Genomic DNA, 12,875 nt, shown 5'->3' on the forward strand with positions numbered 1-12,875 from the left:
CTAAATATTAAACCAGGGCGTCACCCAAACATATTTGACATTGAATGCATAACGTAAAATCATTTTGATCGGTAAAGACATCATGGTAAATAAAAGAAGTGAAAATACGGCAAAGCGCATCCATCCCATATCTTTTAAAAATTCACTTTTTCTTACCTTTAAAATTAAATACCAAAGAAACCCAAGCCCATAATAAGTGCCGATGACAGCTGCCCCAAGAAGACTCGCGATGGTTTTAGACCGAATCTGAAGAAGATCTGAGAGATTAATATTGGTGGTTGCAACCACCTTGTGAGGGTCCCATTCTTGCCAGGGAAAGAAAAAATTCCACCCAGGACCACGGAAAAAGGTTCCAACAATAATCATTGAGACCCATAAAACAATAAAACCAAAACAGAAAATCAAAATGGCAATCTTTCTCTCTTTAATCGTGTAGTAACCATTTCCCAAGGGATTACGGTCCAAATAGGGAATCGCAATTAAGCCTATAATAATAATACTCGGTAAAACGACCCCTGCGATCCATGGATCAAAATAAACCAACATTTCCTGAAGACCTAAAAAATACCATGGAGCCTTGCTCGGATTGGGAGTTTTTGCAGGATTCGCTGCCTCTTCAAGAGGGGCATCAATCCCGAGAGACCAAAAAATTAAGATGAGAAGGATCACTAAGGAGGCTAAAAACTCAACTCTCACCAAATAAGGGAAAACATAAACTTTGTCGACTTCCTTTTTCGGATCAGGTTTCATACGATGACGATCATTCATAAAACCTTGCCACAGAGAAAGCCCTAAAAAGAAAAAAACCAAAAGCAGCATTCCTATAATAGGAACATTGTCAGGTTGAGTCAGAATATGTATAAAATGATTCATAGTTGTCACCATAAACGCGTCCACCCAAGTGGATGAAAATGGTCTGCAGTCAACGGTCGACAGTTTTAAAGGAATTATTTATTTTCTATAGACTGTTGACCGTTGACTGTGGACTTGTTTTTCATAGTTACTTACTGCTTTTCTAAAGGGGTCCAGAAATTCCACCATCTTTACGCACTCGCCAGAAATGAACTGTTACAAAAACTAAAAGGAAAAAGGGTAGCGCAATACAGTGAAGCACGTAAAACCGCAATAAGGTAGGTGCCCCTACTTGTGTTCCTCCCAAGAGAGCAAAACGAATGTCGTTGTCAGGTCTCATTCCTAATTGGGGGCCAAAAGGACCTTCATGACCTAAAAGCGGAGTTGCCCTGGCCATGTTGGTTCCAACCGTTACAGCCCAAATGGCCAACTGATCCCAAGGAAGCAAATATCCCGTGAAACTTAAAAACATGGTTAAAAATAAAAGGATCACACCGATACCCCAATTAAATTCTCTGGGAGGTTTGTAAGAGCCTGTCATAAAAACGCGAAACATATGAAGCCATACCGTAATAATCATGGCATGAGCGGACCAGCGATGCAAATTTCTTAAAAGCATGCCAAAAGGAACATCAAACTGGAGATATTTCATATCAAAATAGGCGTATTCTGCCGTGGGTCGATAATAGAACATCAAGGCAACACCACTAACCAAAAGAACGAGAAAGAGAAAAAAACTTAATCCTCCCATGCACCATGTGTGTTTAAATTTAACCGCTCCTCGCAAAACCTTCACCGGATGCAAATGCAGAAAAACATTTCCAATAATGGCTAAGGTACGATTTTTAGGAGTGTCTTTGTAATCATGACGAAACATCGACCGCCAAACTTGCGTCTTTTTCATCTTTTGAAACAAAGTCTCTTTTACCACCGGCAGCTTGGGAGGAGTCGGTGAAACCGGTGGAGGCGTTTGAGGTACTACAGGTTTTATTTCTTCAGACATAAAAATCCTTATGTTTCACGTTTAAAGTGAACTCAATCTCTATCTTGGAAGCATCTTTAAAAATGCCTCGGGTTTATCCCATCCCCCTTTTTCATATTGAAAGAGGGTCCCTTTATCAATTAAAATTTGCCCATCATCGGCAAGCCCAATCTTGACACGATCCAAAGCCCTCGGTGCCGGACCTTCATAATTGACTCCATCACGATGAAAACCGCTTCCATGGCATGGACATTTGAACTTATCTTCACTGGGAAGCCAAATAGGAGTACAGCCCAGATGAGTGCATCGAGCTAGAATGGCATAAAAACCCTCTGGAGTCCTTGAAATCCACACCCGTTGCTCGCTGACCCACCGTGTACTCACCTGACCCACAGGATATTCTTCAGGAAAACCTGCCTTAAAAATATTGGAGGGTTCAAATAGAACCCTGGGAAACATATAACGAACAAGGCCAAGAAGCCAAGAGGAAAGAACCATTCCAAAAAAATACCAACCCGTTTTAATAAAAAAATCCCGACGCGTGTAAAGAGAAGCTTCTTTATCCTCTGTGAATGCTCGTTTTTTTAAATCAGGTCCTTTTTTAATTTCCGGACTCTTCACCTCAGGTGGAGTGGGAAGCAAACCTTCTTCAGCCGACATTGATGCTATTTCCTTTTCAACTTGTTGGAGTTACGAAAAATATAAAATGATCTTTCGAGGTTTTATTCTATAACAACATCAATCAATTTTAAATCTCAAAATATTTCTTCATTTCTGTTTAAAGAATAGCCCTTTTGAACAATGAGATATCCTTTTTCAAAGTAGCTTATCCCAAAAGATCCATTTTGAATCCATTCCTTGAACTGCTCAGGATAACCTTTCATTCCCTTAAATCTTGTAAAAATAATATCAGGATGATAATCCCTCTCTTCTAGTTGCTCCCACACAATCAGGCTGGCCCGATTGGCACAAAAACCCGCCAGTTGAGGATCGCAAAGCAAAATACCGTCCTTAGGAATATGTTGAGCGGCCTCAAGGATTTCTTGACCTTTGGGATGAATATTTCCATAGATTCGATCATAGCACCCCCCCAGATAAACAAATCCCTTTGATCGATGCCAGGCAAGTGTTATTAAAATGAGGAATAGGGCATACCTGAGGCTATTGAAGGATTTCATTAAATTGCCCTGTCTCATCGAAACGTAAATCGCCTCGATCAAGGCCAAAGTAAAAAGCACAATATGATGGGCAGGGTAATGACTTTTTTGCTCAAAAATCCAGGGATCACTGCTGGTTGATGTGACCCAAATTCCCACCGCAGGGAAAAGAAGAATAGGAATCCAGCCGCGTTTTCTAAAAAACACCAGACTCATCATAAAATACCAAATGAACCGTTTTCCCCGTATCATGAATGGGTCCATAGCCGTAATGGCCCAATAATATTTGAGGTCAACGGGATTTCCTCTTCGCACGATATAGGTAACTCCAGCAAGCCAGGGGAAAAGAACAAAGATAGCAAAAACACTATACAGAAAGGCTAAAGCAGCAAGGCTATAACCCAACCTCCAACGATTCTTAACCGCAAAATAGAGCAGCATAGGTGTGATGATCATTCCGGTTTCCTCTCGAATCCCTAAGCACAAAATAAAAGGAATCCATACAAATCTCTTTTGGCAAGACAGACAATGATAAAGCCAGGGAAAAAGTAGAAAATTGAGACTAACACCATGATATTCAGAAAGCATGACTGATTGAGTAAATGGATTTGCAATATAGAAGAACAAAAGAGCTGCAATTATTCTACTTTGAATTTTTTTTACATGCAGGGTACGCCACAAAATCAAAGCGCCTACGATTAAACCTAACCATTGTAAAACAGAGGGAAGAAAGGGATGGTCCCAAACCCAAAAAAAGAAGCCTAAAAGTTCGAGATCAAATGAAAGATGCGTAGAAAGATAAGTATGATCTACAAGTTCTCTAAAAGGATGCCCATGGGCACAGTTCCAAAGGACATTGGTATATTTTCCATAGTCTGAAATTGTAAACTTTCCCCATGAAAAAGCTGAATAACATGCATCAAAAATAAGAATCGCAAAAAGAATAGAAAGTGAAAACCCAACCAGTGTCGGTATAGATCTTAAGAATGTACAAGCTTTAGTCTCCCTCTGAGTCATTTTCTTACCTCTCTCTTGGGTCTTATTTTAAGATTGACATTATATGAACTACGTCATAGCCTGATTTTGTAGTTTAATTTATTGGAGATTTTTTTAAAATGGAAAAAACTAAACAAATTCAAGAAATCCCCGATGACCTTCAAAAACAGGTCTATGAAGTTTTAGAACAGTGTTACGACCCCGAGATTCCCAATGTCAGCATTGTGGATTTAGGACTCATTTATGATATCTCCATCCAAAATGATCAAGTGAACATTAAAATGACCCTCACCGCCCAAGGATGTGGAATGGCTCGAACCATTGCAGATCAAGTCAAAATGATGGTTCAAGACATTCTATGGGTAAAATCTGCACAAGTTGAAATCGTTTGGGAGCCCCCCTGGCATCCTGATCGAATGAGTGAAAAGGCAAAGAAAATCCTTGGATACACGTAACAAGCAGTAGAAAGTAAATCCCAAGTTTGACACCCGAGAGTGTTTTTTGGAAGGGCAACGCCCGTAAACCCGCATAAACAATATGGGGTCTTATTTTTTATTTCAAAAAAGAGTAGTGAACATTCTGCATGGATATCGATTATTTTATGAATGGAGTGGTACAAAAACACTCTGCTTATGTAACCCATTCTGCCAGAAGTGTTATTTTTCTACATCTGCCTCTGAGCCAAATCCATCAGAGCTCTAGAAGAAGCCAGGCGCTTTGAGGGGCGCAGATTAATTCGTCTTTGGCGTTCCATTTCATCAAATGCGGATGGATCCAGATTCTTCAAATCTGGGTTAATCTTCACCCCATTCTGGCTTAAAATATCCAAGATGACTGCAAGCTTGGCCTCATCTAGTTTTCCTTCGACCCTCCAGGCTAAAAGAGAATGAAGTTCCGGCCCCAATCGTTCGACCAAGGATCCTGAGACAAACCAGATTTCTAAAAGCGGTATCGCCCAACGATTAAATCGTTTTCTAATTTCAGCTTGAATTATTTTACGATAGCTTTCAGGTTTAAATTTTTCTTTCCCTTCTCGGATGATTAAAATTTGAATATTATTGAGAGGAGACTTGTACCCTGAACGAGAATCTAAGCCCAAAGCAACACGAATACGTTTTTCTAAATCCTTATCCTTATCACGGGATTTAAAGGTTTGAAGCACAAAAACAGGAATGGCTATTTTTAGAACCTTCTCTCTCCCCTCTTTTCTTAAATGATCTATCCACTGTCTAAGTGCTCCTGTATCGGCCCAAATAGTTCCATTTTCATTCACCGAAATACGAGCCATATCTTGATCCATCACCAAAACTTGAATATCAAATAAATGAGCGACTAAAGTTTTTGCATTTTTGCTGTAACGATCTCGTGTTTGGGCCCATAAAGATTCACAAGCAACTTCCATTTGCCCATTCGTTCGGTCTAATGTAAGCCTGCCAAGGACATGCGCCAATCTTGAAGAACCTGGTTCATCTGGAAGATTTAAATCCAATATTGTAGAATCTTGCTCCCCACTCCATGAAAGAAGGCTCTCAAAGAGGTAGGCTAAAAATTCATCGTCTAAATTGGCTCCTGTGATGTGAATCCGAAGAGGCCGTTTACTTTGAGATTCTAAGCTTTGAATCTTTTGATAGAGCTCTCTAAGAGAAGCTGTCATTTCTTCTCCTAATGAAATCATCCATCGTTGAACCCCATTCACTAAATGAACTTTTCCATCAGGTTGAATTTCAACCCACCCTTCCCCATAACCCCAGGGAGCTGGATTGACTGATGCTTGAATGCCTCCACGAAATAACTGATCGATTGGACCCGAACGAGGTGAGTTCGAGTCCAGAAGCATGCTTCGAGCGGAGTCGAGAAGACTCAAGAAATCATCGAGATAAAGCTTTTCCACATCTTCTGGAAATCCTTCCATATGAGGAATATATTTAGGAATGCCTTTTGTCTCCCCATTCATAATAAAGTCAGCAATTTTTTCTAAATCATCCCCCTCTATATCCAGCCCCCGCACAGCCCCAGCCAAAACAATAAAATTGTGTAACATCGTGCTTTTTGTTTCTGACTCTCCTTCTTTACTAATCCCAGTCTTTCCAGCATTATTTTTCTTAATCGCATCAACAACTTTCAATAAGGCAAGTTTTAAATCACCCACACGTACGTTTTCACGTACGAGTACACGTGCCGCATGAGCAAACGCCCTTTCAAAATCCTCATCCCTTTCCAACCCCAACTGCGAAGCTGATAATTGTTTCAGCTGATTAAAAAGAATCCCTTTACAATATTCTGAAATTTGCCGATGTTGAGTTTTAGAATTTAAAATTGCTCCGAAACCCTGCTGTAAAACAGTGATGCTCGAGGGAGAACCGATGGACGAAGGACGAGGGATGAGAGACGCCGAATCAGTAACTGCAAGAGGTTTCTCTTTCACTAAAAATTCTGCTGACTCAATGGGTTCATTCCCTGCAAACCTCCTGTCAGCCTGAATATCCTCACCATCACCAAGGCTCTGCAGTCTAACAAATTGTGAGAGGAGTTTTGGAACATAGTCATTGGATGGCTTGATTGAATTGGCCGGAACATGATCACTTAAATCTGCTTGAGCATACATTAATATGGGAAGAGAAAATAAAACATTTTTAATTTGGCTCAATATCGCTTTTTTAAGCTCTTCGTTATTCTGATCGTCCGGAACAAGGTAGATAAAATGAGAGCCTACAATTGGTAAAGGAGCCCTCCCCCTCAGTAAAGAATGAACCACTTCCCTTGCTTCTTTTTTACCTAATCCGGCCTTTAAAAAACCCCTTTTTAAAGTTTCAGTCACAACAGATGGATCTTCTTGTTGTAAACTCTCGACACCTTTCTGAATAATTTCCTTAAATCTTTCATAAGAAAGAGGCCTTGTTCCTTGGTAAAAGAAAGGGGCCTGGCAAAGACAATAATAGGCCAACATGAGATCTTTATTTGGGCTAAGACGACGAATCAAACTGCGATAATCTTTTAATTTTTTAAGACGTGTTACCTCTTTCTTTGCCTTCAAAAATTCATCTAATGTAATTTCACCGGATGATATTTTTTCAAGTAATATCAAAGGCGGAACGATCCTTCCTAATTTCCGATGAATTTCAGTAAGTTGTGGTAAAGATTCTAACGAAATGACTCCATATCCTTCGTCTAAAACTCCTCTTTCGGCAAGGGCATGAATGATCTCTAGTCGAAATTCTGGTTCTATGTCCTTTCTATAGATAAAAGGATAGAGTTGTGAAAGACTGTGGCTTTCAAAAAGAACCCGAATCATTGATTTTTCTTGATCTGTTATTGATATAAAACCACTTTGTCTTTTCCTGCTTCGACTGAGAACCGATTGAGCTACACTATCTAATCGTCTTCTTACAGGAGAAAATAATTCTTCCAGTTCTCCTTTAATATCTTCTCCAGAGAAAATGCCTGCGTTCATAAAAAGATCAAGGGCACTCATGATGGCTAAACACATTGAATCTCCTAATTCTGGCTCAGGATATTCTGGGCTGTGATACGAATGAAGGCCCCGCATCCATTTTTGAGGAATCTCACTCTCCTGAAAGAAAGAAGGAGATAGAAAACCTGCTGAAAAAAGTGCCGAAAGCAATTTTGCCGCACTCCATAAAACATCAGGACTCTTACTTGTTAATAAAACTCCTCTAACGAAAAGAACAAATTCATTATCAAGATCACCTTCTCTTAAAAAGCCTTTTGCTGCCATAATTTTAATGGCATCTAAGGTTTCCGAACGCACATCCTCTCTCTGGGCTTCTTTCGCAAGAGTTTTCAAAGAACCTAAAACATTATTCTCTTGCAAAAATTCTTGAGTAAGAACTCCCTTTTCAAGGAAAATAGTGAGAACACCCTTATCCTCTCTATGAAAAGTTGCAACATTCTCATTAGCTCGATTATATCCATTTGGAACCAATGATTTTTTTACTAATTTTTCCAAATTCAAATGATCTCTAATAAAAGTAGCATCCCATATTTCTGCTCCCATGATAAAACTGAGTGCTTCAGAATTAATTTTATGAACATTTAAAAAAGGACTATTCTCAAGATCAAAACCGATAGAGGGCCAGAGCAATTCCTTACTTATTTGTGCTAATTCAAAATTATATTCCTCCTTATCTTTAAGGGCTTTTAAAACCTCGGCACACGCTTTTCGCACATAAACACTATTATCATGAGCAATTCGGTCTACAAGATTCGGAATTAATTCTGATTCAATAACATCTTGCTTTGTCATCATTCCGGATCGGACCAAAGATAAAAGTACTCCTGCAACATTTTTTCGAACTTCAGAATTGCCATGTGTTTTAAGCAAAGGCACCCATTCGGATACCTTCAAATCACTTTTCAATTCAGCTTCTGAAATCCAACCTCTTTCATAAATATTTTTTAAGGACTCTGCTGAACTTTGCATAATGACAGAATCTAAATTCATCAATCCAAGAAAAAGTTTATCAACTATTTTTCTACGCTCAAATTCCTCACGCGTTAAAAGCCCATTTTGAAGAACAATATTCATAAGTTGATAATCTCGAGCACCTCCTCCATGATCCATCTCTTCTAAAGTAAAATAAAAACTTTCCGCCTTCTCTATATTTTCCTTAAGAAATTTCTGCCTTCCACCCTCCGATAAAGCTCCTGCCACCATCGTCGCCATCTCTTCTTTTTTGAGTTTTTCAGTAAGCGGAGTGTTTTGAGCTTTTTCTGCTGCTTTTATTTTTTCTAAAATCTGGACATTCCATTCATGATGATGTTTTATGATTTGATTGAAGCCATAAATAGAAACTAAAAATATAATTGAGGATGCGAGATACACGACCGTAGAAAATCCTGAAAGACCTACCACACCCGCAACAACACCTGGAATAAATTCCGCATTCCACAACAAGGCTCTTTTAAATCTCTTATCGCGAAGAATAATTTTAAATTTTTCTCGCCATGATTTCCCTTGAAGCTTTTCCTTTCCTAGATGAAGATAAGCAAACAAGGCTGAATTTATAAGAATCCATACAGCACTGATCACAAGAAGAAGAACAAATGAGTGGGCAGCAAAAACAATCGCGGGAGCAAAGATCGATAATAGAAACATCCCTAATCGAGAGGCTGAAAGGTTAATCGCAATATCTTTCCAAGAAATTTTTCTCAGACGCTTTACATCCAATCCCTCTTTCGCAAGCCGTTTTGTTATCCAAGGAATATTGAGCTTAGCCGCCAGGGCAATCCACGCCGGTTTTCCATATTCTTCCCCCGGCGCCGCCTCTGTATAGAGTCGATTATCATCTTTCCCATATTTCCCCTCATAAACTATTTCGGTGAGGGCGGTGGTGGCCAGGGTCTCCATCGCCATTCCCGTATAAAAAATGCTGAGCGAACTCAAAACTCCCTTCATAAAGGCGTTCATTGCATCTATGTCTTGAGCAATTTTTAAATATCGTCTCTTGGCTATTTCGTCCGAGACTAACTCAGCCTGGACAATCGCGTTGTGAATTTCCTGACAACCCTTTTGAAGTTCATCTAGTAACCGTTGGATCCTGTCTGCTGGGTCATCCCTTTTATATTGACGATGCTGAAGAATACGATCTTTAAGAATACTTTTCATCTGACTAACATTAGAACCCCATTTTTCAAACCCTGTATAAACAACTTGATATTGTGCCCTATGCCTGCTTCTACAATTCTGTACAAGGGCATACATTTTTTGAAGGCGACTGAATTGTAGATGGTATTTTTGCAGAGATCGAAGTGGGTCGCTTTCCGAAACGTTTTGAATATTTGGAAGGGATTGACCTTCTTCCATTAAACGAGACACCCCTTGACTAAAATCAACTAAAAAATGAGGAATATTCTGATCCTGTAAATCCCAATTTCGGGTTTGGGCATGCCACTCCCCGCAAATTTCAATCATCATCGTACCAGCGACCTTTAATAGAGCGGACCTCTCTTCGCGAAATGGAATGTTCATGGGGTATACCCTAAGAATCATCCTTTCCTTCATATCATCAGAAAGGTCTTTAAATGAGCTTCCTTCGAACGAAGAGAGCAAGCTTTTAATCACCAGTCCCGGATATAAAATCATGTCAATGAAATCAAACCGATTTAGATTTATAAATAAAAGATCTCCATTCATTTTCAAATTTAACGCAGCATCAGCCTCTCGACTCAAAGTCATCTGAATCCCCTTCACGGAGCGTATCATCGCTTGAACTCTCTTAAGACGAGGATCATTCACTCTCAGAATTTTAAGAAAGGTATGCTGCCAAAGTTCCCTAAGCTCACGATTCAAATCTTGATTTTCTCTGAAAATACTACCTTCCCCATGAATGGATAAGGGTAAATGCATCACCCGTTCTTCCTCAGGCGTTAATGAATCATCAGATGTTCCCCTTACACGCTCCATCATGGAACTGAGCAAACGTTTGATATGCGAAAAACTCTCCTCACCCAAAACAACATCTGCTTTTGATAAGGCCTGTAATGCATGATGAACAAAAAGCGCATTTTGACCAGCCCCTTTATTAATTTTATGAATCCAATCCCCCATCTCATCTAAATAAGCTCTTTGAACAGCACCGTGTCTCGCAAGCATATCTAATGTCTTGTAAGATGAAAAAACATTACTTGGTATTGTTGTTCTAGCGATACCCGCGAGAAGCCTTTCTACAGTTTTTGAATTTTGTTCATCAACGACTTTGGCCTCGACGAGCCCTTCCAAAGCCGAGAGGGCGAAGTGTAGATGGTCATAATTTCTAATTCTAGTCACAAGATTTTTAAGAAATTTAAGCTGAATGGCTGTTCGATCAAGATTATTTTTTAAAACAGCTCGTATGAGCGATTCTAAAGTTTCACCAAAGTTTGGAAAAAAGCGAACCTCTAAACTACGACCATCCATCATTTCAAAAAAATCCTTAGTCTCCTGTAGATTCTCTGCATGAACAACATTCGCCTCGACCCAAAGCCCCAGGGCCTGAAAAGTATGATCCCAATGATTCGTCATTCGATTTAAAGAGGAAAATAAATCTTTGAGGGCTTGTAAGTTGTTAGGGTTTACCTGACCCATCCTTCTAAAAGTTCTTGCCGCATCCAAGGCAGATCGAAGTGTTCCGGGATGACGAACAAGATGAAATACATATTCTTCAAAATCATCACTTTCAAAGACAGGATTCTGTTCTCCTGCCCATCGACGGATGCCTTGCCACAAGCGGTCTTGTGCTAGTTTATACAAATTCTCTGCATTATCCTTCGCATAGGACAAACGGGTTTGATCTTCAGGTTGTTCAAATTTTTCCGTGATTTGACGCAAAACCTCTCCACTCTCATACTCCCTTATAAAACTCAAAATCCATTCAGGAGAAGCTGCATCGAGTTGCCTCTTAAACCTCTGAATCAAATTAGGAAGCAAGCCATTTTCGGCAAGGGCCACAAGGGTATGGCAAACATTTTTTTCATCAGGCCAAGGAACGGTAGGATCCATTGGTTTGATCAACACCTCATAAATTTCATGAAAGGCTGCAAGAGCCGATAATGAATCCAACTCTCCTTCGGCGTTCTCCGGAAGGAAGATGTGAAGAACTTTATTCTCATCCACATAAGATCCGCCCGGCGTAGGAAGACGCGTCTCAGGATTTAAAATTTGATTTCCTTTCTGAATTTTATGAAATGTCATTTTCTGAACATCCAGTAACGATTTTAAAGAAGACCCTGGATATCTACGCTCATAAAAATTTTTCACCTCGACCAACACATCCTGTATATTCTTCCCATGCGCTAATCGTTTCACAAATCCAAATTCCCCTTCTGGATTGACCTCGTCCCGAGGAGTGCGAAAGTCTGGAAATGCTGCTTTAAATTCATCCATGTCTGAATGGGGTACTAATTTTAAATCCTCCATCAAATCGTCTGTATCCCTCAAAACAGGGAATACAGAATCTAAATCATGCACCCCCCTCACCCTATCCACCTCTTTTCTAAAATCAAACCGCCGTCCCCCGACAAGGTGCTGAGTATTTGATCGTGAATAAATTCCCGTGATGTCCCCAAAATTATTTGATCCACCCATGCGAATCAAGTGAAGGAGGTCATGAATAGGGTCAAATCTCTTGTTGCCTAATTCATCAGTTAAATTTGCAGATTGATTCAAATACCTCAAATTCATCCGATGATGATAGACACTCGTGAGAATTAATCCAAAGGCGCCTACCGCAGACAATATGATATCCAGTTGAGTAAATCCGGTAAGGTTAAAAGAATCCATTAGTAAAGCAATGAGAGGAGAAAGAAGCCAGAACGAAGCAAAATGGAGAATGGCAAGACGGACAATCCCTTTCCAAGAAGGAGGAGCACGAAGCTGGAGACCCTTTAACCATTCTGACAAGGGGTTACCTATATGGGGAAGTCCTCCTACCCAGCGGGCCAGAGGTCCAATTAAAAAATCAAAATAATGAAATCCCTCAAATGCAACACTCACCAAACCCGCAGTCACTCTTACATATCCCACATTTGCAAAAACTGGACCCAACACTACCACGCCAATCCCCAACATCCCAATCCATCCCGCAACCATCATTACTTCTTCAATTTGTGCTTGCCATTTTCTATCAATTCCTAACCTCTCTAAAGCTACTGTTAAAATGGGAATCATCCCACTCATAGAATCTTTGCTTCCTTCCACTTCAGGCATAAGAACAGTCATCAAAGTTCCGTAAGGGTCTTCAAATCTTCTCTCAAACTCTCCCTCATTTACAAAAAACTGTTCAAAATCATCTGGGATCTCTTCCTTTCTCAAAATCTCTTCCATGCGAGATCGATTAAAGATGAGGCCCTTTTTTACTGAGGCCCCTCCACCTTCTTTAATAATAGCGATA

At 39.9% G+C, this 12,875-nt stretch carries 6 protein-coding genes; 1 reads left to right on the forward strand and 5 read right to left on the reverse strand.

Annotated features, from left to right (window positions below; genetic code table 11):
• The 4 genes from HYS07_06660 to HYS07_06675 all read right to left on the reverse strand — a co-directional run bounded on the left by HYS07_06660 (nt 1) and on the right by HYS07_06675 (nt 4,008).
• Nucleotides 1-873 (reverse strand): cytochrome C, encoded by an 873-nt coding sequence (locus HYS07_06660; protein ID MBI1870855.1) that lies wholly within the window; start codon nt 871-873, stop codon nt 1-3.
• 142 nt (nt 874-1,015) lie between these two features.
• On the reverse strand, nt 1,016-1,855 hold the full coding sequence (locus HYS07_06665; protein MBI1870856.1) for a cytochrome b N-terminal domain-containing protein: 840 nt from the start codon (nt 1,853-1,855) through the stop codon (nt 1,016-1,018).
• A 39-nt stretch (nt 1,856-1,894) separates the two neighbouring features.
• Nucleotides 1,895-2,494, reverse strand: coding sequence for a Rieske (2Fe-2S) protein (locus HYS07_06670; protein MBI1870857.1), 600 nt, complete (start codon nt 2,492-2,494; stop codon nt 1,895-1,897).
• Between the two features lie 95 nt (nt 2,495-2,589).
• Nucleotides 2,590-4,008 (reverse strand): DUF2079 domain-containing protein, encoded by a 1,419-nt coding sequence (locus HYS07_06675; protein ID MBI1870858.1) that lies wholly within the window; start codon nt 4,006-4,008, stop codon nt 2,590-2,592.
• Nucleotides 4,009-4,106: 98 nt separating this feature from the next.
• Between HYS07_06675 and HYS07_06680 the strand changes: the two genes are divergently transcribed.
• A complete protein-coding gene (locus HYS07_06680; protein MBI1870859.1) occupies nt 4,107-4,442 on the forward strand; it encodes a DUF59 domain-containing protein in 336 nt (111 codons plus the stop codon).
• Between the two features lie 209 nt (nt 4,443-4,651).
• Here HYS07_06680 and HYS07_06685 read toward each other — a convergent pair.
• Nucleotides 4,652-12,875: hypothetical protein (locus tag HYS07_06685; protein MBI1870860.1), on the reverse strand; the 8,224-nt coding region annotated here is incomplete at its 5' end.

The organism is Chlamydiota bacterium (genome assembly GCA_016178055.1).
Taxonomy (GTDB): domain Bacteria; phylum Auribacterota; class JACPWU01; order JACPWU01; family JACPWU01; genus JACOUC01.